26 protein-coding genes are annotated in these 23629 nt (G+C 68.2%); 15 read left to right on the forward strand and 11 right to left on the reverse strand.

Going from position 1 to position 23629, the window contains the following annotated elements:
- Nucleotides 1-9: 9 nt before the first annotated feature.
- The 4 genes from AB0I34_RS13430 to AB0I34_RS13445 all read right to left on the reverse strand — a co-directional run bounded on the left by AB0I34_RS13430 (nt 10) and on the right by AB0I34_RS13445 (nt 3044).
- Nucleotides 10-1590, reverse strand: coding sequence for an ATP-binding cassette domain-containing protein (locus AB0I34_RS13430; RefSeq protein WP_360444402.1), 1581 nt, complete (start codon nt 1588-1590; stop codon nt 10-12).
- Between the two features lie 149 nt (nt 1591-1739).
- Complete coding sequence (locus AB0I34_RS13435) at nt 1740-1949, reverse strand: DUF6343 family protein (protein ID WP_360444405.1); 210 nt, start codon at nt 1947-1949, stop codon at nt 1740-1742.
- A gap of 14 nt (nt 1950-1963) precedes the next feature.
- Nucleotides 1964-2635 carry a FadR/GntR family transcriptional regulator gene (locus AB0I34_RS13440; RefSeq protein WP_360444408.1) on the reverse strand — a complete coding sequence of 224 codons (672 nt, stop codon included), beginning with the start codon at nt 2633-2635 and terminating at the stop codon, nt 1964-1966.
- A 25-nt stretch (nt 2636-2660) separates the two neighbouring features.
- On the reverse strand, nt 2661-3044 hold the full coding sequence (locus AB0I34_RS13445) for a Rid family hydrolase (protein WP_360444411.1): 384 nt from the start codon (nt 3042-3044) through the stop codon (nt 2661-2663).
- A gap of 53 nt (nt 3045-3097) precedes the next feature.
- On the opposite strand from AB0I34_RS13445, the gene AB0I34_RS13450 reads away from it, so the two are divergent.
- The 4 genes from AB0I34_RS13450 (at nt 3098) to AB0I34_RS13465 (ending at nt 8668) form a co-directional block, all read left to right on the forward strand.
- On the forward strand, nt 3098-3496 hold the full coding sequence (locus AB0I34_RS13450) for a DUF3052 domain-containing protein (RefSeq protein ID WP_360444414.1): 399 nt from the start codon (nt 3098-3100) through the stop codon (nt 3494-3496).
- A 426-nt stretch (nt 3497-3922) separates the two neighbouring features.
- A complete protein-coding gene (locus AB0I34_RS13455) occupies nt 3923-7738 on the forward strand; it encodes a multifunctional oxoglutarate decarboxylase/oxoglutarate dehydrogenase thiamine pyrophosphate-binding subunit/dihydrolipoyllysine-residue succinyltransferase subunit (protein ID WP_360444417.1) in 3816 nt (1271 codons plus the stop codon).
- Between the two features lies 1 nt (nt 7739).
- Nucleotides 7740-7916, forward strand: a complete 177-nt coding sequence (locus tag AB0I34_RS13460) for a DUF6104 family protein (protein ID WP_165554028.1) — start codon at nt 7740-7742, stop codon at nt 7914-7916.
- 26 nt (nt 7917-7942) lie between these two features.
- Nucleotides 7943-8668, forward strand: a complete 726-nt coding sequence (locus tag AB0I34_RS13465; RefSeq protein ID WP_360444422.1) for an AAA family ATPase — start codon at nt 7943-7945, stop codon at nt 8666-8668.
- Here the strand turns inward: AB0I34_RS13465 and AB0I34_RS13470 are convergent.
- Entirely contained in the window at nt 8665-9021 is a 357-nt protein-coding gene (locus AB0I34_RS13470; RefSeq protein ID WP_360444425.1) for a metalloregulator ArsR/SmtB family transcription factor, read from the reverse strand. The two genes, AB0I34_RS13465 and AB0I34_RS13470, sit on opposite strands and share 4 nt — an antisense overlap.
- A 114-nt stretch (nt 9022-9135) precedes the next feature.
- Here AB0I34_RS13470 and AB0I34_RS13475 point away from each other — a divergent pair, with 114 nt between their 5' ends.
- A complete protein-coding gene (locus AB0I34_RS13475) occupies nt 9136-10371 on the forward strand; it encodes a sodium:proton exchanger (RefSeq protein WP_360444428.1) in 1236 nt (411 codons plus the stop codon).
- A gap of 329 nt (nt 10372-10700) precedes the next feature.
- Here the strand turns inward: AB0I34_RS13475 and AB0I34_RS13480 are convergent, their stop codons facing one another.
- The 4 genes from AB0I34_RS13480 to AB0I34_RS13495 all read right to left on the reverse strand — a co-directional run bounded on the left by AB0I34_RS13480 (nt 10701) and on the right by AB0I34_RS13495 (nt 12976).
- Nucleotides 10701-11003, reverse strand: a complete 303-nt coding sequence (locus AB0I34_RS13480) for a WhiB family transcriptional regulator (RefSeq protein WP_360444431.1) — start codon at nt 11001-11003, stop codon at nt 10701-10703.
- 118 nt (nt 11004-11121) lie between these two features.
- Nucleotides 11122-11625 carry a GNAT family N-acetyltransferase gene (locus tag AB0I34_RS13485; RefSeq protein WP_360444434.1) on the reverse strand — a complete coding sequence of 168 codons (504 nt, stop codon included), beginning with the start codon at nt 11623-11625 and terminating at the stop codon, nt 11122-11124.
- Nucleotides 11626-12594, reverse strand: a complete 969-nt coding sequence (locus AB0I34_RS13490; protein WP_360444437.1) for a zinc-binding dehydrogenase — start codon at nt 12592-12594, stop codon at nt 11626-11628.
- Nucleotides 12595-12616: 22 nt separating this feature from the next.
- A complete protein-coding gene (locus AB0I34_RS13495) occupies nt 12617-12976 on the reverse strand; it encodes a MerR family transcriptional regulator (protein ID WP_360444439.1) in 360 nt (119 codons plus the stop codon).
- Between the two features lie 109 nt (nt 12977-13085).
- On the opposite strand from AB0I34_RS13495, the gene AB0I34_RS13500 reads away from it, so the two are divergent.
- Nucleotides 13086-14420 (forward strand): hypothetical protein, encoded by a 1335-nt coding sequence (locus tag AB0I34_RS13500; RefSeq protein ID WP_360444442.1) that lies wholly within the window; start codon nt 13086-13088, stop codon nt 14418-14420.
- A gap of 67 nt (nt 14421-14487) precedes the next feature.
- Here the strand turns inward: AB0I34_RS13500 and AB0I34_RS13505 are convergent, their stop codons facing one another.
- Complete coding sequence (locus AB0I34_RS13505; RefSeq protein ID WP_360444444.1) at nt 14488-15684, reverse strand: NADP-dependent malic enzyme; 1197 nt, start codon at nt 15682-15684, stop codon at nt 14488-14490.
- A gap of 206 nt (nt 15685-15890) precedes the next feature.
- Between AB0I34_RS13505 and AB0I34_RS13510 the strand changes: the two genes are divergently transcribed.
- The 8 genes from AB0I34_RS13510 to AB0I34_RS13545 all read left to right on the forward strand — a co-directional run bounded on the left by AB0I34_RS13510 (nt 15891) and on the right by AB0I34_RS13545 (nt 22483).
- Nucleotides 15891-16736 (forward strand): ABC transporter substrate-binding protein, encoded by an 846-nt coding sequence (locus AB0I34_RS13510; protein ID WP_360444447.1) that lies wholly within the window; start codon nt 15891-15893, stop codon nt 16734-16736.
- Nucleotides 16737-16747: 11 nt separating this feature from the next.
- A complete protein-coding gene (locus tag AB0I34_RS13515; protein ID WP_360444450.1) occupies nt 16748-17569 on the forward strand; it encodes an amino acid ABC transporter permease in 822 nt (273 codons plus the stop codon).
- Nucleotides 17569-18324, forward strand: coding sequence for an amino acid ABC transporter ATP-binding protein (locus tag AB0I34_RS13520; RefSeq protein ID WP_360444453.1), 756 nt, complete (start codon nt 17569-17571; stop codon nt 18322-18324). The genes AB0I34_RS13515 and AB0I34_RS13520 overlap by 1 nt, the downstream gene beginning before the upstream one ends.
- 173 nt (nt 18325-18497) lie before the next feature.
- Nucleotides 18498-19400 carry an ABC transporter substrate-binding protein gene (locus AB0I34_RS13525; RefSeq protein WP_360444456.1) on the forward strand — a complete coding sequence of 301 codons (903 nt, stop codon included), beginning with the start codon at nt 18498-18500 and terminating at the stop codon, nt 19398-19400.
- Nucleotides 19401-19406: 6 nt separating this feature from the next.
- A complete protein-coding gene (locus AB0I34_RS13530) occupies nt 19407-20369 on the forward strand; it encodes an amino acid ABC transporter permease (protein WP_360444459.1) in 963 nt (320 codons plus the stop codon).
- Nucleotides 20369-21187, forward strand: coding sequence for an amino acid ABC transporter ATP-binding protein (locus AB0I34_RS13535; protein WP_360444462.1), 819 nt, complete (start codon nt 20369-20371; stop codon nt 21185-21187). The genes AB0I34_RS13530 and AB0I34_RS13535 overlap by 1 nt, the downstream gene beginning before the upstream one ends.
- A 121-nt stretch (nt 21188-21308) precedes the next feature.
- Nucleotides 21309-21701, forward strand: coding sequence for an anti-sigma regulatory factor (locus tag AB0I34_RS13540; protein ID WP_360444465.1), 393 nt, complete (start codon nt 21309-21311; stop codon nt 21699-21701).
- Nucleotides 21698-22483 (forward strand): RNA polymerase sigma factor SigF, encoded by a 786-nt coding sequence (locus AB0I34_RS13545; RefSeq protein WP_360444468.1) that lies wholly within the window; start codon nt 21698-21700, stop codon nt 22481-22483. Before AB0I34_RS13540 ends, AB0I34_RS13545 begins: the two co-directional genes overlap by 4 nt.
- 7 nt (nt 22484-22490) lie before the next feature.
- On the opposite strand, the gene AB0I34_RS13550 is transcribed toward AB0I34_RS13545, so the two are convergent.
- Complete coding sequence (locus AB0I34_RS13550; protein WP_360444471.1) at nt 22491-22769, reverse strand: hypothetical protein; 279 nt, start codon at nt 22767-22769, stop codon at nt 22491-22493.
- A gap of 572 nt (nt 22770-23341) precedes the next feature.
- Here AB0I34_RS13550 and AB0I34_RS13555 point away from each other — a divergent pair.
- Complete coding sequence (locus AB0I34_RS13555) at nt 23342-23593, forward strand: WhiB family transcriptional regulator (RefSeq protein WP_012922773.1); 252 nt, start codon at nt 23342-23344, stop codon at nt 23591-23593.
- Nucleotides 23594-23629 lie beyond the last annotated feature (36 nt).

Below are 23629 nucleotides of genomic sequence, written 5' to 3' on the forward strand. Positions count from 1 at the left end.
ATGGAACCACTAGAGGGGGTCGATGTCGGTCAAGGTCTCCGGGGTGAGCTCGAGCCAGCGGGTGATGCCGATCTCGCGCAGGAACGGCACGTCGTGGCTCGCGATGATCAGCGCACCGCTGTACGACGAGAGCGCGTCCTTGAGCTGGGCAACGCTGGCCAGATCGAGGTTGTTGGTCGGCTCGTCGAGCATCAGCAACTGCGGCGGAGGCTCGGCCAGCAGCAGTGCTGCCAGCGTCGCCCGGAAGCGTTCACCACCGGACAACGTGCTGACCAGCTGATCGGCAGCCCGGCCACGGAAGAGGAAGCGCGCCAGCCGCGACCGGCGTTCCTGGTTCTCCGTGCTCGATGCCAGCAGCGCCAGGTTGTCCACGATCGACAGGTCCTCGCGGAGCAGATCGAGCCGCTGCGGCAGGTACCGGAACGGGACGACCGGCAACGAATCACTCGTGATCGACTGCAGCAGCGTCGTCTTACCCGCGCCGTTCGGCCCGGTCAGCGCGATCCGCTCCGGCCCACGGATCTCCAGATCCACGGTCGCGCCGGTGCGGAGCTTGTGCTCCTCCAGCCGGAGCACGACCCGCCCCGCCGGCACGGCGGTCTTCGGCAGGTCGACGCGGATCGCCTCGTCCTCGTGGACCTTCGCCTCCGCCTCGGCCACCGCCTCCTGCGCCGACTCGAGCCGCTCGGACTGCATCCCGAGATGCTTGCCCGCCGACACCTGGGCCGACCGCTTGAGCCCACCAGCGATGATCTTCGGGATCCCGCCCTGCTCGAACGCCTTCTGGCCCCGCGCCCGGCGCTGATCCATCTTCATCCGCGCCTCGACCAGATCGCGCTTCTGCTTGCGGGCGTCGGCCTCGGCCGCCCGGAGCGTCCGCTCCGCGGCGTCCTGCTCGACCGCCACCGCCTCCTCGTACGCCGTCAGGTTGCCGCCGTACCAGGTGATGTCGCCCTTGCGCAGGTCACCGATCTGGTCGACCCGGTCGAGCAGTTCGCGGTCGTGGCTGACGATCAGCAACGCACCACGGAACTGGTCGACGGCGTCGTACAGGTGCCGGCGAGCCCGCAGGTCGAGGTTGTTGGTCGGCTCGTCGAGCAGCAGTACGTCGGGACGCCGCAGCAACTCGGCGGCCAGGCCGAGCAGGATGGTCTCGCCGCCGGACAGCTCACCGACACTGCGGTCGAGGTCGATCGCGCCCAGGCCGAGCTTGCCCAGCAACGCCTCGGCGCGTTCGTCGGCGTCCCACTCGTCGCCGACGATCGCGAAGTTCTCCTCCGAGGCGTCACCGGACTCGATCGCGGTGACGGCGCGGCGGATCGCGTCGATGCCGAGCGCCTGGTCGACCCGCAGACCGGTGTCGAGGGTCAGGTCCTGAGGCAGGTACCCGAGCTCGCCGGTCACCCGGATCGTGCCGCGCTGCGGCGTCAGCCGGCCAGCGATCAGGCGCAGCAGCGTCGACTTGCCGGCGCCGTTGCGGCCGACCAGGCCGGACCGCACGGGTCCGGCGACGAAGTTGAGCCCGTCGAACAGGACATCGCCGTCCGGCCAGGCGAAGAAGAGGTCTGTACAGGTCAGGGAATTACTCATATGCGTGTACTCCGAACGAGGTCTTGGACGAGACCGCGCACCAGAACGGGCGGCGGTCACCGGCTGCAGAAAAGACCTCGGAGTTACAACGCGACCCCTGACGTCGGGAATGGGACGTTCACCAGAGTAGCGGGCCGTGCTTCACCGCTTCAACTATTTTCCCGGCGCTTGCGCCAGGCAACGATCACCAGGTCGACCAGGGCGACGACCGCCAGGACCACGCAGGTGATCACCCAGCCGACCGGTACGTCGTACGCCGCGAACAGGATCGCGGACGTGACGAACAGCGCCACTCCGAAGCAGGACAGCACCAGCCGGAGCGTCAGCGCACTGCGGGGTGGCGGCGGTTCGAACGCCATACCACCGGACTACCTCAGGGCGCCTTGCGGAGCCAGGTCTCGACGCCGGCGATGTGGGCGGTCATCCAGGCGCGGGCGGCCTCGGCGTCACCGGCCTCGATCGCATCCAGGATCGCGGCGTGCTCGGACAGCGTCCGCTCGACCGCGCCGGCCTGGGTGACACCGCGCCAGATCCGCGCCCGCTGGGTCGCTCCGGAGATGCCGTCGAGCAGTGAGCAGACGACCATGTTCCCGGTCGCCTCGGCGATGCAGCGATGGAATCTGAGGTCGTTGGCGACCAGTTCCTCCACCTCCGCGTCGGGCGTGAGGTCGCTGCAGAGCAGCCGCAACTCAGTCACCTGTTCCCTGCTGATCCGGACCGCGGCCAGCGCGGCGACCCCTGGCTCGAGCAGCCGCCGTACCTCGAAGAACTGCAGTACGGAGTCGTCCCGGTGCAGGTCGACCATGAAGTTCAGCGCGTCCAGCAGGTGCGACGAGTCCAGGCTGGTGACGTAGGTGCCGTCACCGTGCCGGACGTCGAGGACGTTGACCAGCGTCAACGCCTTCACCGCTTCGCGCAGCGAGTTCCGCGACAGGCCCAGCCGCGCCGCGAGGTCCGCCTCCTTCGGCAGCCGATCCCCCGGACCCAGTTCCCCCGACGTGATCATCCCTTTGATCTTGACGATCGCCTCGTCCGTCAACGCCATTTGGTCAGTATGCCGCCCGCACCACTCAACGACGTACCGCGACAGCGTCCACTTCGAAGCTCATCTCCGGCAGGGCGAGTGCGGCGACGCCGAGCAGGGTCTGGACCGGCGGCCGCTCCGGCCAGTACTTCGCGATCACCCGACCGAGCGCGGCGAGTCTGTCCATCGAGTGGTCGACGATGTACGTCCGCAACTGGACGACGTTCTCGTAGTCGAGCCCGGCGGACCGCAACGCGATGCCGAGGTTGGCGAACGCGAGTTCCAACTGCTCCTCGAACCCGGCGACCGGTACGTGCCCGTCCGGGCCGGAGGCGTACTGCCCGGCGACGAAGACGAGGTCGCCGACCTCGGCGACATGGCTGTAGCCGAACCTAGCCGGATCGTGCAGCCCGACGGGATTGCTGATCATCGCGCACCTCTTCTTTTTCTGGATATTTGATGTCCAGAACATAGCATCCGGCTATGGGCACGACACCTGGGTATTCGGGTAAGCCGCTGGTCGCCAAGCTCGGGATCAAGGCGGAGCACGCCGTGTTGCTGGACAACGCTCCGGACGGGTTCGTGATCGAGGGCGTGCCGGCGACGCGGCGGTTGGGGCGGGGGCCGTACGACGTGGTGTTCGCGTTCTGCCCGGATCGGGCCCGGCTGGCAAAACGGCTGCCGGTGCTGCTGGCGAGGACGACGGCCGCGGGGATGATCTGGATCGCGTGGCCGAAACGGTCGTCCGGCGTACCGACCGACCTGAACGAGAACGGCATTCGCGAACTGGCGCTTCCGCTCGGCGTCGTGGACGTGAAGGTCTGTGCGGTCGACGCCACCTGGTCCGGCCTCAAGCTGGTTCGGCGGCTCAGCAACCGCTGAAGACCAGTCGTGTCGAAGTGGACTGATCCGAAGCGTGACGTTGGCCACATTCCTGCACAGTCCTGATCATCACCGGGGGCGAGTGCGCAACTGCATACAGTGGCCAGTTAGGCTGGAACCGTACACCGTGGGTCACCGTCAGAGTCGCCGGAAACCCTCCACTGCAAGGCGTCCCGGACACGGTTCGTCCGGACGGCGGAGCACCGGTCGATCACCGTCGGCCCGGTGAGCTGAAACACCTGTCAGCACAGTGTTTCAGGCCTCGAGCGATCCATCCGCCAAAGCCCGACCACCCGACACACTGGTCCGGTGGTCCCAGGCTGTGGAAGAGGGTCGCGTGCTATTAGCCTTGCCCTGGGGAACCACCCATAACATCAGCATTAACCACCGCGGTACCGGACCCGATCGGAAGAGGCGAACTGCCAAGTGGCCACCGAGCCATCAGACACAAATCCCCTAGCAGCCTTCGGTGCGAACGAATGGCTGGTCGACGAGCTGTACGAGAAGTACCTGCAGGACCCGAATTCGGTGGATCCGGCGTGGCTCGCCTATTTCAAGAGTGACAGCTTCAAGGCATCCCAGCCTGGTGACGCGAAGCCGGTGACGAGCACCCCGGCCGACGCTCCCCGGCCCGACGCCGTATCGGACAACAAGACTCCCGAGGCACCGAGGCGCGGCACTGTGCCGTCCGCGCCGGCTTCGAGCGCACCCGCCGCGGCCGCGGCCGCCACGCAGACCCCGGCCACGCAGACCGCCGTACCGCAGAGCCAGCCAGCAGCGAAGCAAGCGCCGGCCACGAAAGCCGCCGCCCCGACCGGAGGCACGGTGAACCAGCCGCCCAGCGCCCAGCCCAAGGCCACTCCCGCCACCACCGCGGACACCGAGCGCCAGATCATGCGCGGCGCGCCCGCCCGGACGGCGCAGAACATGGAGACCAGCCTCCAGGTCCCGACCGCGACCAGCGTCCGGCAGGTCCCGGTCAAGCTGCTGATCGACAACCGCATCGTCATCAACAACCACCTCAAGCGCGCCCGCGGCGGCAAGGTCTCCTTCACCCACCTGATCGGCTGGGCGCTGGTGAAGGCGCTGAAGACGCTGCCCGAGATGAACGCGTCGTACGACGAGACCGACGGCAAGCCGACCCACGTCCAGCCGCAGCACATCAACCTCGGCCTGGCCATCGACATGCAGAAGCCGGACGGCACCCGGCAGCTGCTGGTCCCGTCGATCAAGGCCGCCGAGACGATGACGTTCGCCGAGTTCTGGATGGCCTACGAGGACGTCGTACGGCGGGCCCGGGACAACAAGCTCGCGCTGCCCGACTTCCAGGGCACCACGATCAGCCTGACCAACCCCGGCACCATCGGCACCCAGCACTCGGTGCCGCGGCTGATGGCCGGCCAGGGCTGCATCGTCGGTGTCGGCGCGATGGAGTACCCGCCGGAGTACCAGGGCGCGGCCGACGAGACGATGGCCAAGCTCGCGGTCAGCAAGGTGATGACGCTGACCTCGACGTACGACCACCGGATCATCCAGGGCGCCCAGTCGGGTGAGTTCCTGCGCCGGCTGCACCAGCTGCTGCTCGGCGGAGAGGGCTTCTTCGACGAGATCTTCCAGTCGCTGCGGATCCCGTACGAGCCGATCCGCTGGGCCGCCGACCTCCCGCACAGCCACGAGGAGGACGTCTCCAAGCAGGCGCGCATCCTCGAGATGATCCACGCCTACCGGGTGCGCGGCCACATCATGGCCGACACCGACCCGCTGGAGTACAAGCAGCGCAGCCACCCGGACCTGGACGTGGCCACCCACGGCCTGACCCTGTGGGACCTGGACCGCGAGTTCGCCACCGGCTCGTTCGGGGCCGCCAGCGAGCGCAAGTTCATGAAGCTGCGCGAGATCCTCGGCATCCTGCGCGACTCGTACTGCCGGACCACCGGTATCGAGTACATGCACATCCAGGACCCCGAGCAGCGCAAGTGGATCCAGGAGCGGGTCGAGCGGCCGCACACCAAGGTGCCGCGCGAGGAGCAGTTGCGGATCCTGGCCAAGCTGAACGAGGCCGAGGCGTTCGAGACCTTCCTGCAGACCAAGTACGTCGGCCAGAAGCGGTTCTCGCTCGAAGGGGGCGAGACCACCATCCCGCTGCTCGACGAGCTCTGCGAGGAGGCGGCCGGGGCCGGCCTGGACGAGGTCGTCATCGGGATGGCGCACCGCGGCCGGCTGAACGTGCTGGCCAACATCGTCGGCAAGTCCTACGGCCAGATCTTCCGCGAGTTCGACGGCAACATCGACCCGCGGACCGTGCAGGGCTCCGGTGACGTCAAGTACCACCTGGGCGCCGAGGGCGAGTTCGTCTCCGAGTTCGGCGACAAGATCAAGGTATCGGTGGCGGCGAACCCGTCCCACCTGGAGACGGTCGACCCGGTGCTCGAGGGCATCGTCCGGGCCAAGCAGGACATCCTGGACCGCGGCGTCGCGTTCCCGGTGCTGCCGGTGCTGGTCCACGGTGACGCGGCCTTCGCCGGCCAGGGCGTGGTGGCGGAGACGCTGAACCTGTCCCAGCTGCGCGGCTACCGCACCGGCGGCACGATCCATGTGATCGTGAACAACCAGGTCGGCTTCACCACCTCGCCGGCCTCGTCCCGCTCGTCGATGTACTCCACCGACGTGGCCCGGATGGTGCAGGCGCCGATCTTCCACGTCAACGGCGACGACCCCGAGGCCTGTGTCCGGGTCGCCGACCTGGCCTTCGAGTACCGCCAGGCGTTCAACAAGGACGTCGTCATCGACCTGGTCTGCTACCGCCGCCGCGGTCACAACGAGGGCGACGACCCGAGCTTCACCCAGCCGCTGATGTACGACCTGATCGAGCAGAAGCGGTCGGTCCGCAAGCTCTACACCGAGGCCCTGATCGGCCGTGGCGACATCACGGTCGAAGAGGCCGAGCAGGCGATGCGCGACTTCCAGCAGCGGCTGGAGCGGGTGTTCGCCGAGGTCCGCGAGGCGAAGAGCCAGCCGGACACCCCCGCGCCGTACGTGACGGTGCCGGTCTACCCGGACAAGCCGGAGGGGCCGGACGCGACCGCGACCACGCCCGAGGTGCTGAAGAAGATCGCCGACGCGCACACCACGCTGCCGGAGGGCTTCACCGTGCACCCGAAGGTGCTGCCCCAGCTGCAGCGCCGGGCGACCGCGATCACCCAGGGCCCGATCGACTGGGCCAGCGCGGAGATCACCGCGTTCGGTTCGCTGCTGCTGGCCGGGCGCCCGGTGCGCCTCGCCGGTCAGGACAGCCGCCGGGGCACCTTCGTGCAGCGGTTCGCCGCGATCATCGACCGGGTCAACGGCCAGGACTACGTCCCGCTGCAGAACCTGGACGACAGCCAGGCGAACTTCCACGTCTACGACTCGCTGCTGAGCGAGTACGCCGCACTCGGCTTCGAGTACGGGTACTCCGTGGCCCGGCCGGACGCGCTGACCGTCTGGGAGGCGCAGTTCGGTGACTTCGTGAACGGCGCCCAGTCGATCATCGACGAGTACATCTCCGCCGGTGAGGCGAAGTGGGGCCAGAAGTCGGGTGTCGTGCTGCTGCTGCCGCACGGGTACGAGGGCCAGGGCCCGGACCACTCGTCGGCCCGGGTCGAGCGCTTCCTCCAGCTGTGTGCGGAGAACGCGATGACGGTCGCTCAGCCGTCGACGCCGGCGTCGTACTTCCACCTGCTCCGCCGGCACACGCTCGGCGAGGAGCACAACCCGATGATCGTCTTCACGCCGAAGCAGTTGCTGCGGCGCAAGGAGGCGGTGTCGCAGCCGGAGGAGCTCACCCACGGCACGTTCCGGCCGATCATCAGCGACGCCGAGGCGGAGGCCACCGCGGGCACGGTCGACCGGATCGTGCTGGCGTCCGGACGGATCGTCTACGACCTGCTGGCCGAGCGGAAGAAGGCGGAGCCGGACAAGATCAGCACCGCGGTCATCCGGGTCGAGCAGCTCTATCCGCTGCCGAGCGACGAGATCGCCGCGGAGCTGGCGAAGTACCCGAACGCGACCGAGATCCGCTGGGTCCAGGACGAGCCCGCGAACCAGGGCCCGTGGCCGTTCATGGCGCTGAACCTGACCGAGCACCTGGGCGGCAAGCCGTTCTACCGGGTGTCCCGGCCGGCCATGTCGGCGACCTCGGTGGGCTCGATGGGTGCGCACCAGGCCGAGCAGTCCACGCTGCTGAAGCAGGCCTTCAGCTGACGTGTACTTCACCGACCGAGGGATCGAGGAACTCGAGGGCCGGCGTGGCGAGGAAGACGTCACGCTGGCCTGGGTGGCCGAGCGGCTGCGCGAGTTCGTCGACCTGAACCCCGAGTTCGAGACCCCGATCGAGCGGTTCGCCACCTGGCTGGCCCGCCTCGACGACGAGGACGACTGAGCTTCCTCCTCATCTAGAGTGAGCGTGTGCCCTTCGCTGAGCAGCCCGTACGCCGGGTGGCCGCGGCGGAGGGCGTTCGTCCGTCCGGGCCTTGGCCGCACACGATTCCCGCAGTACGGCAACTGCTGACCGACGGTCTCGACCTGGATCCCGGTGTCACCTTCCTCGTCGGCGAGAACGGCACTGGCAAGTCCACTCTGGTCGAGGCGATCGCGGTCGCTTACGGCCTGTCCCCCGAGGGCGGCTCCACCGGAGCCCGGCTGACCACGCGGGCGACCGAGTCACCACTGGCGGACGAACTCCTGTTGACCCGGGGCGTCGGCGGCAAACGGGCCGGCTTCTTCCTCCGCGCCGAGACCATGCACGGGTTCTACACCTACCTCGAGGACAACCCTCGCCCCTCGGGCCCGGCGGATGTGGCCTTCCACGAGATGAGCCACGGCGAGAGCTTCCTGACCCTGATCAACGACCGCTTCACCCGGCGCGGGTTCTACTGCCTGGACGAACCCGAGTCGGCTCTGTCGTTCTCCAGCAGCCTGGCCGTGGTCGGCGTACTCAACCGGCTGGCCGAGTCGGGCTCGCAGGTGCTCTGTGCGACCCACTCCCCCGTGATCGCCGCTTTGCCGGGGGCAACGATCCTGGAGACCGGCGACTGGGGCATCCGGAAGACGGTCTGGGAAGACCTCGAACTCGTGCAGAACTGGCGTGCGTACCTGCGTCACCCCGAGCAGTACCTCAGACACATCATCTAGTCAGCGTGCGGCGGCCTGGTCCGCAACGGTGGGTCGGGAGCCAGGGTGCCGTCCGGAGCGATGTGCTCGAAGATCTGGTCGACCAGGTTCAGGACGTGTGGGTCGTCGACGGTGTAGATGTGCCGGCGGCCTTCGCGGCGGGCGGTGATGATGCCAGCCAGCCGGAGCTTGCCGAGGTGCTGGCTGGCGGTGGCGATACTCACGCCCACCCGCTCGGCCAGTGTGCCGACGTCGTACTCGCCCTGAGCCGCCAGTGAGACCAGATGCAGCCGCACCGGGGCGGACAGCATCGCGAAGGTGCCGGCGGCGGAGTCCAGCTGGGCCTTCGTGGGTTCGGGAAACGGTGTCGTCATCGCGCAGTCATTGTGACCGCTGAAGGGGCTGTGCGGCAGTCCGCCGGGCCGGGGTGAGGACGGTCTCACACTTTCGCAATTGCGAAAGTATCAAAACGGTGGCAGGCTGGAACCATGTTCCGAGCCCTCCGCCCTGTGCTCCTGCTGCTCGTGGTGGCGACCCCCGCGGTCGCCCTCCGGCTCACCGGCACACACCCCTCGGCCCTGCCGTCGATCTTCATCTTCGGCCTCGCCGTGGTCGCCGCGTCGTTCGTACTGGCCTGGGCGGCCGAGGCTGCGGAGGTCGACATCTCGGGCGGTCTGGCGATCGCCCTGCTGGCGGTCATCGCGGTGCTCCCGGAGTACGCGGTGGACCTGTACTTCGCCCACACCGCGGGCAGCAACCCGGACTACGTGCAGTTCGCCGCCGCCAACATGACCGGCTCGAACCGGTTGCTCCTCGGCCTCGGCTGGTCCAGCGTCGTCCTCCTCAGCCTGTACGTCGCCTCGCGGCGCAGCCGGCGGTCGGTCCAGGCACTCGTGCTCGAGTCCGGGTACCGCCGCGAGCTCGGCTTCCTGGCCATCGCCGGTCTGGTCGCGTTCGTCATCCCGGTGACCGGCGAGATCCACCTCCTGCTGGGCATCCTGTTGCTCGCGTTCTTCGCCTACTACCTGTACCGCGCCGCGATCTCGGAGCACGACGACGAGCCGGACCTGATCGGGCCGGCGGCGACGATCGGCGGGCTGCCGACGGTACAGCGACGGATCGCGGTGATCGGGATGTTCCTGGTCTCGGCCGGGGTGATCCTGGCCTCCGCGGAGCCGTTCGCGGACTCGCTGGTCGAGGGTGGCCACGCACTCGGGATCGACCAGTTCCTGCTGGTCCAGTGGCTGGCTCCGCTGGCCTCGGAGGCGCCGGAGTTCATCGTCGCGCTGCTGTTCGCCTGGCGCGGCAAGGGCGCGGCCGCGCTCGGCCTACTGATCTCGGCCAAGGTGAACCAGTGGACGCTGCTGATCGGCAGCCTCCCGATCGCCTACGGCATCGGCGGTGGACCGATGGCGCTGCACCTGGACGGACGGCAGATCGAGGAGTTCCTGCTCACCGCGACGCAGACGCTGCTCGGGATCGCCGTACTGCTGAGCCTGCGCTTCCCCCGCTGGGCGGCCTGGACGCTGCTGGGTCTGTTCGCGATCCAGTTCGCCGTACCGGGTCAGACCGGGCGGTATGTGATCAGCGGGATCTACCTGGTGCTCGCGATCGTGGCGGCCGTGCGCAACCGGCAGTACCTCATGGCAACGTTGACCTCGCCGTTCCGGAAGACGGACAAGCCCGCCGACGCCGAGCGCGCCAACGAACTCGTCGAGGTCTGATCCATCCCCCCGTCTCGTGGGTCAACCCACGAGACCGTGGGTTGGCCCACCGCACGCGGCTCGCCAACCCACACCCTGATAGGTCAACCCACCGGACCAGGGAGCGAGCCGGGCGAGCGGTGGGTCAGCCCACGAGACCGCGGGTTCGCCCACCGCACGCGACTCGCCAACCCACACTCTGATAGGTCAACCCACCAGACCGGGGAGCAAAGCCGGGCGCGCGTGGGTCAGCCCACGAGAGCGTGGGTTGGCCCACCGCGTGCGGCTCGCCAACCCGCGCTCTGGTGGGTGGACCCATCAGACGGGGAGGGGAGGCGGGTGGGCGGGGGTCAGCTGGCTTGCTGTTGTTCGGGCTCGACCAGGGTGCCTCGGCGGCGTTCCTGGGGGCCGGGCTTGCCGCGGCGGCGGCCGGAGAGGAACTTCTCGCCGGCCGCGGTGCCGGTGAACTTGGTCCGGCGGGCCCATTCACGGCATTCGTCGATCACCGGGCACGAGTTCAGGCACACGGCCTGGGCCCGGCGCTGCTCCCAGTGCGTGGCGGACTCGTCGTACGCCGGCGCCTGGCCGACGCACGCGGCCCGGGTCATCCAGCGGTCGGCGGGGTCGGCGATCACCGTCAAGGTCGGCCTCATGGGCCCTCCTGGTCCCTCATCGATCGGGCGGATCGACCCGCGGGGGTTTCCCGCGGTAGGACCAGAGTGCGCCCGCCTCATTGCCCCGCTGCGACGCGCATGTTTCAGCCGTGCAACGTCAGCGCCGGATCATCCGGATCTCCCAGAGGCCGAAGAACGGATCGTGCTTGCGGGCGCCGTCCTCGACGAAGTCGTTGCGCTGGTAGAACGACCGGGCCCGCCGGTTGTCCTCGAACACCCACAGGCTCGCCGGATCCTTGCCAATGGCAAGCTCCAGCAGCCTGGCACCGAGCCCGGTCCCCCACCACTTCTGGCGGGTGTAGATGGCCTGCAGCTCGAGCGGAGTCGGGGCGTCGTCGTCACGCCCCGGCCCGCCGGACGCGAAGCCCACCACCCGGTCGGCCACAGGTGCCGCGGGGTCCGGGTTCAACGCGAGCCAGCGCACCCATCCGTTCTTGGCGGCGGTCGTCCAGCGCTCGATCCGGCGGTCGATGTCGCTGGTCCGTTCGAGCAACTGGTCGGCCGGGACCAGGTCGGCGTACGCCTCCCGCCAGCAGAGCAAGTGACACCAGGCCGCGGCCTCGGAGTCCTCGACGGTGGCGCGGCGGATGAGAGGTTGCACCTAGACAGTGAAGACGATCTTGCCGAAGACGTCACCTTCATTGAGTTTGGTGAAGCCCTTGCGGGCGTCGGCCAACGGCAGGATCGAGTCGATGTGCGGCGAGATGCCGGCGTTCGCCATGAACTGGAGCAGCTCGGCCAGCTCGGTCCGGGTGCCCATCGTCGAACCCTGGACCCTGAGCTGCAGGAAGAAGATCCGGTTCAGCTCGGCCGACTTCGGCGCCTGGCCGCTGGTCGCGCCGGAGATGACCATCGTGCCGCCCTGCTTGAGCGACTTCAGCGAGTGCGACCAGGTCGCCTGCCCGACCGTCTCCATCACCGCGTCCACCCGCTCCGGCAGCCGCGCACCGGATTCGAACGCGCCGTGCGCGCCGATCTCGAGCGCCTTCGCCCGCTTCCCCTCGTCCCGGCTGGTCGCCCAGACCCGGATCCCCGCCGCCCGCGCCAGCGTGATCAGAGCGGTCGCGACACCACCGCCGGCACCCTGCACCAGCACGGTGTCACCCGGCTTCAGACCCGACTGGGTGAACAGCATCCGGTACGCCGTCAGCCACGCGGTCGGCAGGCACGCCGCCTGCTCGAAGCTCAGCCCGGCCGGCTTCGGTACGACGTTGCGAGCCGGTACGGCGACCTTCTCCGCGAGCGTTCCCTGGTAGCGCTCACTGAGCAGCGACCGCTTCGGGTCGAGCGTCTCGTCACCCTTCCACGCCGGGTCGGAGATCACCGCGTGCACGACGACCTCGTTGCCGTCCGGGTCGACCCCGGCCGCGTCACAGCCGAGGATCATCGGGAGGTTCTGCTCGGCCAGTCCGACGCCCTTGAGCGACCACAGATCGTGGTGGTTCAGCGCGGTCGCCCGGACGTCGATCGTCACCCAGCCCTCGGGCACCGTCGGGTCAGGGCACTCCCCCACCTCCAGAGCGGCGATCGGGTCGTCGGCGTCGAACTTGGCGGCGTAGGCAGCAAGCATGCGTACCACCCTAGCCAGTGGTTCAGTCGGAGTCAGTTACCGAATTCACCATCGGAGTGGAGAGCACGCCGTCGAGCAGGCGACGGGATTCCTCGAGTGCGGTGATCGAGGCGGTGATCCGGTCGCGCTCCTGGTGCAGCTGGTCGATGAGCACCTCACACCTCGGCTCCAGCTTCGCCGTGACGCACGGCAACACCTGCGAGATCGTCGCCGTCGACAACCCGGCCGCCAGCAAGGTCCGGATCCTGGCCACCACGTCGACGTCGCTCTCGGCGTACTTGCGATACCCGCTCGCCAGCCGCTGCGGACTCAGCAGCCCTTGGTCCTCGTAGTACCGGAGCAATCGCTCACTTACCCCGGTCCGCGCCACCATCTCGCCCATCCGCACCCCGTCGCCACCTCCACGACTCGACCCTCACATGCGTGTCGGAGTTTAACCTGCCTCCGGATCGGCAATAAGGGCCATGACCGTAATCCCCTGAGGAGACCCGATGCTACGCGCACTGATGGTCGCGGGTGTGACCGCCGCCTTGCTGACCGGACAGACCACGGCCGCCCCGGCCGCGCCGACCACACAGGTCACCGGCGCCTACCTTCAGATCACTGCCGACGGCGTCGCCACCGACCCAGGTTTCGAGGGCGCGTCGCATGCGCACGCCGCACTGGCGGCGATGTACGACGTCACCGGAGACCCGCGGCAGCGCCAGACCGCAGACGAACTGCTCGACTACATCCTGGGGCGAAAGCCCGGCCAGATGAGCACAGACCTCGCCCTGCAGTTCCTGCGAAGCCCTTACCTCCAGAGCGATCCGCGGTTGCGCGCCAACCTGGAGACCTTCGTGACCGCGCTCCTCGACCTGTACGCCACGCAGCCCGACAAGGTGCTGCGTACCGGCGACATCCGCACATTGACGGGACGCGCTGAGCTGCTGGTCGACTACGCCGAGTACCTCGAGCACCGGCACGGCGACCCGTCCCGGATCCGGTCCGCCGACACCGCGGCCCGAGCGATGCTGGACCGAGTCGCCGCGCTGCAGTACACCCGCGAAGAGGCCGTCTCGTCGTTCCACAACGACCGGTACGTCGGTGCCTTCCCGCACTTCGTCGCCGGTGACGACGGCAACATGGGCACCTGGGATGTCGAGCACTGGGCGCCGTCGATGCTGTCACTGGACCAGTACGCCGCGGTCCGCGCACTCGCCACCGGGTACGGCCGGTTCCACACCGCCACCTACAACGACGCCGCCGCGTCCGGCACCCGTCACCTGCTCGGCACGACCCAGATCGATCCGGGCCTGATTTACGCCGGCGCACCGGCCGGGTTCCCGCTGGACGGCGCGACGTACGTGATCGGCGAGGAGACCGGCGAGCAGCCGTACCTGATCACCTACGGCTGGTCCCCGAACGCGATCGCCCAGCTGGGTACGGCGTTGAAGGCGGTCCGGGACAACCGGGTCAAGGTGCCGGACTCGGCCGCCTGGCTGGCGTCGTACTGGCGTGGCACTCCTCCGCGCAGCGTGCTCGCACCGGGACAGTTCTGGCACGGGCTGGACGCGAAGATCGACTACACGCACCGGTTCATCGAGGCCACCCAGCTCGCAGTCCCCGCCGACTTCCCCTGGCTCGACCTGGACCGCACCACGTTCCCCGGCACGGGTGACGACGACATCCGCCGAGGCGGCTGGTACGACGGCTCCGGCCGCGGCACCATGTCCGCGGTCTACTCCCGGCTGGCGATGACCGGCTACATCCAGTCCGGCGGCCACGACATCCCCATGCTCAACCAAGCCGCCCAGTGGTGGGGCCGCATGATCGTCCGCAGCTGATAGCGGGTTATGTCACCGCTGGCCGGAAACTATCCCGCCAGCGGTGACACAACCCGACAGCGACCAGTCACGCGCGGGCGACTCCGTCGGTTTCGGCGGCTGCTGCTACTGCGGCGGCGACGGCTGGGGCGACGCGGGGGTCGAAGGGCGACGGGATGATGTAGTCGGGGCGCAGGTCGTCGGTCGCGATGAGGTTCGCCAGTGCTTCGGCGGCGGCGAGCTTCATGCCCTCGGTGATGCGGGACGCGTTCGCGTCGAAGGCGCCGCGGAAGATGCCGGGGAACGCGAGCACGTTGTTGATCTGGTTCGGGAAGTCCGAGCGACCGGTCGCGACGACGGCGGCGTGCCGGTGCGCGATGTCGGGGTGCACCTCGGGGTTCGGGTTCGCCAGCGCGAAGATCATCGACCCCGGTGCCATCCGGGCGATCGCTTCCTCGGGCACAGTCCCGCCGGAGACGCCGAGGAACACGTCGGCACCGTCGAGCGCGTCCACCAGGCGGCCGGACAGCCCACCGGTGTTGGTGTCCCGGGCCAGCGACAGCTTCACCGGGTTCAGGTCGGCGCGATCCTCGTGCAGAACACCCTTGCTGTCGACGACCGCCAGGTCGCCAACCCCTGCCTGCAAAAGGATTCGCGCACACGCGACCCCGGCCGCACCCGCACCGGAGATGACCACGCGGATGTCACTGATCGACTTGTCCGTGACCCGCAGCGCGTTCCGCAGCGCGGCCAGTACGACGACCGCCGTACCGTGCTGGTCGTCGTGGAAGACCGGGATGTCCAGGCGCTCCTTCAGCCGGCGCTCGATCTCGAAGCACCGCGGCGCGGAGATGTCCTCCAGGTTGATGCCGCCGAACGTCGGCGCCAGCCGGACGACGGTCTCCACGAACTCGTCCACGTCGGTGCAGTCGAGCGCGATCGGCACCGAGTCGACGCCGCCGAACTCCTTGAACAGCAGGGCTTTGCCCTCCATCACCGGCAGCGAGGCGGCCGGGCCGATGTCGCCGAGCCCGAGTACGGCGGTGCCGTCGGTGACGACCGCGACCACGTTGGACTTCCAGGTGTAGCGCCGTACCAGCGCGGGATTTTCAGCGATCGCCGTGCAGACGCGGGCGACGCCCGGAGTGTAGGCCTTGGACAGGTCCGCGGCGTCGCGGACGTGCACGGACGAGGTGACCTCGATCTTGCCACCGCGATGCAGTTCGAAGACGGCATCACCGGCGTACGGGTCGGGAACCTCTGGTGAGAATGGCTGGGCGACCATCAGAGCCCTTTCGCAAAACGTGGGTGGAAGTGTTCGACAACAGGGGATCGCCCGTGCGCACGAGTAAACCACACGGCCTACTGGTCTGCTGTGAGGGGTCCCACATCCGGTGACGATCCAGTCTCGCTCCGAGACGAACGCCGGGCGTCGGACTGCCTGTTGTGTCAGGATGCGGTTTCCCCCCACCATGTCGAGGAGAATTCGCGATGAACATCGTCTCCACCCTCCGCAGGAGCCGCCTGACAGCCGCCGCCACCACGGTCGCCGTCCTCGCGCTCGCGCTCGCCGCCTGTGGCAGCGACGACTCGGGCGCCGGTGGAACCGAGGACAAGGCGAAGGCGGCCGGCATCACGCTGGTCAAACCGGGCAAGTTCACTGTCTGCACACACCTGCCGTACAAGCCCTTCCAGTACAAGGACGGCAACAAGGTCGTCGGCTTCGACGTCGACCTGCTCGACCTGGTCGCCCAGGACCTCGGCCTGGAGCAGGAGGTGGTGAACATCGAGTGGGCGCAGGTCACGTCGGGCGCCGCGTTCAAGGCGAAGAAGTGCGACATGGGCATGGGCGCGATGACGATCACGCCGGAGCGGCAGGCCGCGATCAGCATCACCGACCCGTACATGGACGCCACCCAGGTGCTGATGGCCAAGAAGGACTCCGGCATCAAGGGCCTGGAGGACCTGCGCGGCAAGAACCTCGGCTCCCAGGCCGACACCACCGGCCACAAGTACGCCGACGAGAACAAGGACAAGTACGGCTACAAGGTGATCCCGTTCCCCGACTCGGCGCTGCAGGAGAACAACGTGAAGTCCGGCCGGGTCGCCGCCGCCATCAACGACAACGGCCTGCTGTACGACTTCATCAAGGACAACCCGGACATGGCCGTGGTGGCCGAGTTCGACACCGGTGAGCACTACGGCTTCGCCGCCCTCAAGGACGGCAGCGGCCCGAAGCTGGTGGAGAAGTTCAACGGCCTGCTGACCACGGCGAAGTCGGACGGCAAGTACAACGAGATCTACAAGAAGTGGTTCGGGGTCGAGCCGAAGAAGTGAGCCGACAGGAAATGAGCTCCGCCACCGAAACCCTTCAGCGGAAGGGGTTGAGCCCGCGGCAACGGGCTCGCCGCTCCCGCGGGATCCAGTACGCCGTCCTCGTCGTTCTCCTCCTGGTCGCCGCGTTCAGCGCGGACTGGGGCCAGATCGTCAGCGTCTTCTTCAAGCCGCAGTTCATCAAGGAGGCCTTCCAGAACGGGCTTCTCACCGCGCTGGTCAAGACGCTGGAGTACACCGCCGGCGCGTTCGTGATCGGCCTGGTCGGCGGCACCGTGCTGGCGCTGATGAGGCTGAGCCAGGTCGGGCCGTACCGGTGGATCGCGACCGCGTACATCGAGTTCTTCCGGGGCCTGCCGGCGATCGTGGTGTTCATCGCGTTCAGCCTGCTGCCGCTGGCGTTCGAGGGCATGACGATTCCCTGGGACCCGTACGGCGTGGTCTGGCTGGCGCTCGGGATCGTCGCGTCGGCGTACATGGCCGAGGTGATCCGGGCCGGCATCCAGGCGGTGCCGAAGGGACAGGTCGAGGCGGCCCGCTCGCTCGGTATGCCGGCCGGGCTGGCGACCCGCAAGATCGTGCTCCCCCAGGCGTTCCGGATCGTGCTGCCGCCGTTGACCAACGACCTGATCCTGCTGGTCAAGGACTCGTCGCTGGTGTTCATGATCGGTGTCGCCGCGGACGGGTACGAGCTGACCGGCTTCGGCCGCGACCTGGCCAATACCGAGGCCAACCTGACGCCGCTCGTCACGGCCGGCTTCTGCTACCTGCTGATCACGCTGCCACTGGGCCTGCTGGTCCGCCGGCTCGAGGCCAGGACGGAGAGGACGCGCTGATGGCACCGGTGGTTGAGATCAGGGACCTGCACAAGTCGTTCGGCAGCAACCATGTGCTGCGCGGCATCGACTTCACCGTCGAGCAGGGCGAGGTCGTCTGCGTGATCGGCCCGTCCGGTTCGGGCAAGTCGACGCTGCTGCGCTGTGTGAACCTGCTGGAGAAGCCCCAGCAGGGACAGGTGTTCGTGCGTGGTGAGGACATCACCGACCCGGACTGTCACCTGGATGCCGCGCGGCAGCAGATCGGCATGGTGTTCCAGCAGTTCAACCTGTTCCCGCACCTGTCCGCGCTGGCCAACTGCACGATCGCCCAGCGGACGGTGCTGAAACGCGGCCCGGTCGAGGCGGACCGGGTCGCCCGGGCCAACCTGGAGCGGGTGGGCCTGAGCGACAAGATCGACGCTTTCCCGGCGCAACTGTCCGGCGGTCAGCAGCAGCGGGTGGCGATCGCCCGGGCGCTGTCGATGGATCCGGCGCTGATGCTGTTCGACGAGCCGACGTCGGCGCTCGACCCCGAACTCGTCGGCGACGTACTCACCGTGATGCGCAAGCTCGCGCTCGAGGGGATGACCATGCTCGTGGTCACCCACGAGATGGCCTTCGCCCGCGAGGTCGCGGACCGGGTCGCGTTCATGGACGGCGGCGTCATCGTCGAGCAGGGTCCGCCGGCGGACGTCATCGGCGCCCCGAGGCAAGAGCGCACCCGCACGTTCCTGCGCCGGGTGCTCGACCCGACCCACGTCGAGCCGGCCTGACCGAAATTGTCACGCTGCGTGCCCGGGAGGTCGACGGGCCGCAGCGCGACGGCGGGCCAGGACTACGAATAGGTCTCCATTGGGCCCCCATCGGTGCGCCCCGGCTATCGGCCTGTGTCAAGATGCGGACACATGGCGCCGGGCCCGTCCGGCACCCAGCTTTGGAGGACTAGATGTCTGTCCTGCGTAGGACGCTCGTATTGTCCGGCGTCCTGGTTCTCGCAGCCGCCGGATGTGGTTCGAACTCGCTCGACAACGGGTCGAGCAGTTCGTCGAGCAGCGCCCCGACGAGCGCACCGTCCAGTGGTGGACCGGACCTGAGCGGTGCGTTGCCGGCCAAGATCAAGTCCGCCGGCAAGATCGTGGTCGGTGTGGACGCCAGCTACCCGCCGAACGAGTCCCTGCAGGGCGGCAAGACCGTGGTCGGGATGGACGTCGACCTGTTCAACGCGGTGGCGCAGAAGTTCGGCGTCACGGTCGAGTGGCAGCCGGCCAGCTTCGACACCATTATCACCGGTGTCCAGGGCGGCAAGTACGACGTCGGCGTCTCGTCGTTCACGATCAACGACAAGCGCAAGCAGCAGGTCAACATGGTCAGCTACTTCAACGCCGGCACCCTGTGGGCGACCGCGAAGGGCAACCCGAAGGGCATCAACGCCGACGACGCGTGCGGCAAGACCGTCGCGGTCCAGAAGGGTACGACGCAGGAGCAGGACGACCTGCCGAAGCGCCAGGCCAAGTGCAAGGCCGAGGGCAAGCCGGCGATCAAGACACTGCCGCGGGACAAGCAGGACCAGTCGACCGCGGACCTGGTGTCCGGCAAGGCCGACGCGATGCTGGCCGACTCCCCCGTCGTGCTGTACGCGATCAAGCAGACCAACGGCAAACTCGAGCAGCTCGGCGACATCTACGACGCGGCGCCGTACGGCTACGTGGTCCCGAAGGCGCAGACCGAGTTCGCGGCCGCGATCGTCCAGGCACTGAAGGCGCTGCAGACCGAGGGCACCTACAAGAGCACGCTGGCCAAGTGGAACAACGACTCGGGTGCGATCAGCGACTTCGCCGTCAACCCGTGAGCCGCGATGACAACCGATAGCGAAACGCGTTCCACCGAGTCGGCCGCCGACCGGCCCGGTGCGATCGATGCCGTACCGGTCCGGCATCCGGGCCGGTGGGTCGCGATCGCCATCATCGCCGTACTGGCGGCGATGCTGTTGCACCTGCTGCTCACCAACAAGGCGTTCGAGTGGCGGTTCGTCTTCGAGGCGATGAACCAGTCGCAGGTGATCAGCGGCTTCGTGAAGGGCACGCTGCTGGTCACCGTGCTGTCGATGATCGTCGGTGTGGCCGGCGGCGTGCTGCTGGCCGTGATGCGGCTGTCCGACAACCCGATCCTGGCCGGCGTGGCCTGGGTCTTCACCTGGTTCTTCCGCAGCATCCCGCGCTACATCCTGCTGTTCACGATGGGCACGCTGGGCATCTTGTTCCAGGAGGGTGTCGCGTTCGGGGTGCCGTTCGACTGGAAGATCATCGAGTGGCTCGGGATGTCGGGTGACTGGCGGTTGTTCACGCTGGACGCCAACCAGATCTTCACCGGCCTGGTCGCCGGTGTGATCGGCCTCGGCCTGTCCGAGGCGGCGTACATGGCCGAGATCGCCCGGGCCGGCATCCTCAGCGTCGATCCGGGCCAGGCCGAGGCCGCCCAGGCGCTCGGGATGAGCAACGGCAAGGCGATGCGCCGGGTGGTCCTGCCGCAGGCGATGCGGGTGATCGTGCCGCCGACCGGCAACGAGACGATCGCGATGCTCAAGGACACTTCACTGCTGGTCGCGGTGCCGGTGATCGGCGAGCTGTTCTACCAGCTGCAGTCGATCGGGAGCACGTACTACAAAACGTTCCCGATCGCCGTCGCCGCGGCGCTGTACTACCTGGCCGTGACGAGTCTGCTGATGATCGGCCAGTACTTCCTCGAGCGGCACTTCGGTCGCGGCTTCGGGAACCGGGCACCCCGGGCCGCCCGCCCGGCCGGCGCGGGAGGTGCGTGATGACGGCAGCCGCTGAGGCCGAGTCGGCGCAGATTCCGGCCGAGCCGCTGGTGCACGCGGTCAACGTGACCAAGTCGTTCCACCACAACGAGGTGCTCAAGGGCATCGACCTGGACGTGAACCGCGGTCAGGTGGTCTGCCTGCTCGGTCCGTCGGGGTCCGGCAAGACCACGTTCCTGCGCTGTATCAACCAGCTGGAGACGATCGACGGCGGCCGGATCTGGGTGGACGGCGACCTGATGGGGTACGACGACCGCGGCGGGCGGCTGTACCGCCTGAAGAACAAGCAGATCGCGGCCCAGCGCCGCGAGATCGGGATGGTCTTCCAGCGGTTCAACCTGTTCCCGCACAAGACCGCGATGGAGAACGTGACCGAGGCGCCGACGCAGGTCAAGGGCGAGGGCAAGAAGGAGGCGCGGGCCCGGGCCCAGGACCTGCTCGACCGCGTCGGCCTCGGCGACCGCGGTACGGCGTACCCGGCGCAACTGTCGGGCGGCCAGCAGCAGCGGGTGGCGATCGCCCGGGCGCTGGCGATGCAGCCCAAGCTGATGCTGTTCGACGAGCCGACGTCGGCGCTGGACCCGGAGCTGGTCGGCGAGGTGCTCGCGGTGATGCGGGAACTGGCCGACGAGGGGATGACGATGATCGTGGTCACCCACGAGATGTCGTTCGCCCGCGACGTGGCCGACACCGTCGTGTTCATGGACGCCGGCGTGGTGGTCGAGTCCGGTCCTCCGCGCGACGTGCTCGGCAACCCGCAACACCAGCGCACCAAGGCGTTCCTGACCCGGCTGCGCTCGGAGCACGAGCACCCGTGATTCCCACCGGTCGGCCGGCCCGTGCGAACGGGCCGGCCTGTTCGCCGTGCATCAACCGCTGCGAGCGTGGAAGATGTACGGCATGGTGAGCCGAGCGGCCGCCGGACACGAGGGAGGCAGTGTGAGCAGCACCGGACGATCCGCCGAGGTCCGACTGAGTATCCCGGCGGACAGTGCCTACATCGCCGTCCCGCGGTCGGTGGTCGGCAACCTGGCGGCTCGCAACGACTTCACCGTGGACGCGATCGACGACCTGCGGATCGCCGTCGACGAGGCGTGCGCCCTGCTGCTGCCGCAGGCCTCGGACGGCGTACTGGACTGCGTCTTCGAGATCGACCCGCCGCAGCTCACCGTCCGGACCAGCGCCGTCGTACCGAACGGCTGGCGGCCGGACACGTCGTCGTTCGGCTGGACCGTGCTGACAGCGCTGGTCGAGTCCGCGGCGGCCGAGACCATCGACGGCCGGCTCATCATCACCGTGACGGCAACCGCCACCGCCGCGGAGAATGCGTGACCGACGACCGCTCACTGGGCGAGCCCCAGGAACCTACAGACCTGCGCACCCGGACAGCCGAGCTGTTCCGGGTGATGGCCGCGGGCGATCCCGGCCGCGCCCTGGCCCGGGACGGCCTGGTCGCGCTGCACATGCCGCTGGTGGAACACCTGGCCCGCCGCTTCCGCAACCGCGGCGAGCCGTACGACGATCTGGTCCAGGTGGCCACGATCGGTCTGATCAAAGCAATCGACCGCTTCGACTCCGATCGAGGCGTGGAGTTCTCGACATACGCGACGCCGACGATCCTGGGCGAGATCAAGCGGTACTTCCGGGACAAGGGCTGGGCGATCCGGGTGCCGCGGCGGCTGCAGGAGCTGCGGCTGTCGCTGACCGCCGCGACCGCCGAGCTGACCCAGGAGCTGGGCCGCGCGCCGACGGTCGCCGAGTTGTCCGAGCGGCTCGGGTTGTCGCCGGACCTGGTGATCGAGGGGCTGGAGTCCGCGAACGCGTACAACACCCTGTCCCTGGACGCTCCCGATCAGAACGAGGCCGATGCCACCACGGTCCTGGACGGGCTCGGCGGCGAGGACGAGGCGCTCGAGAGCGTGGAGTACCGGGAGTCGCTGAAACCGCTGCTGGCCCAGCTGGACACCCGGGAGAAGCGGATCCTGACGCTGCGGTTCTTCCGCGGGATGACGCAGTCCCAGATCGCCGAGGAGATCGGCATCTCCCAGATGCACGTCTCCCGCCTGCTGGCCCGCACCCTGACCGAACTCCGGACAGGCCTGCTGAAGGAGTAGAGGGCGTCTACAGGACCGGACGGTCCTTGGTCGGGTCGTCGGCCAGCGCCAGGGTCGACGCCTTCTGGAACAGTCCGATCAGTACGCCGACGGCCGCGAGCGCCAGCGCGACCGAAACAGCCTTCGTCGACCCACCCCAGAAGCTGTACGCCACCAGCAGCTGGATCAGCTGGGCGAACACGGCCGGCCCCCGGCTCCAGGTCGAGGCCCGCCACAATCCACGGGCCACCAGGCCGAGGCCGGCGCCGTACGCGATGAAGAAGACGGCGGTGGTCAGTCCGAGCACCAGCCGGGATCCATGGATCGTAAATGCTTCGGCAATTCCCAGAACGATGAGCACAAGCCCTTCCGCAGCGACCACAGCCGCGGCTAGCTTGAGCGGTCTCGGTACGGCGGCAGCTGGGGAGTCGGTCGGCACTTCGCCAGCTTAATGCCCCATGCCGAGGTGTACTTCGGGCGCAAGGGACGAACACCTGCTCTTTCCGCGAGCCCGATCGGGTCGCGGAACCCCCAGCCCCACAAGGGCTTCGAGGTTGTGCGTAACCAATGAGCGGTTGGATCGGTTACTTGCAGTGAACGGGTGATTGCGGATGATCTTCTCCGTCCGGCTACCGGACGGGGCGAACCATCGCGCACCGGTTCGTAGTGTTAAGGAAGTGTTGTGATCTGATCGACAACTCCAGAACCCTTGTTTCACTCAGCTGAGATTGGGAACATGGTCTCGTTCGTGAAAACGTTCACAACACGAACCTCGCACCCGAACCCCCCGTGCGAGAAGCATCACGAGTACAGCACTGCTGATCGGGCACAGACCTACCCGACAGCGTACGACCACTACTGAGAGAGATGGGATCCGCCATGGATTGGCGCCACCGGGCCGTTTGCCTCGATGAGGACCCGGAACTGTTCTTCCCCATCGGCAACACCGGGCCCGCGATCATGCAGATCGAGGAGGCCAAGCAGGTGTGCCGTCGCTGCGACGTGCGTGAACAGTGCCTCGCCTGGGCGCTGGAAGCCGGCCAGGATCACGGTGTCTGGGGCGGTCTGAGCGAAGACGAGCGCCGCGCTCTCAAGCGCCGCAACGCTCGCGCCCGCATCCGCACCGCCTGAAGCCCCCAGAACGCCCGGCCCCGCGGGATCCGCGGG

This window comes from Kribbella sp. NPDC050281, from assembly GCF_040655855.1.
Classification (GTDB): Bacteria; Actinomycetota; Actinomycetes; order Propionibacteriales; family Kribbellaceae; genus Kribbella.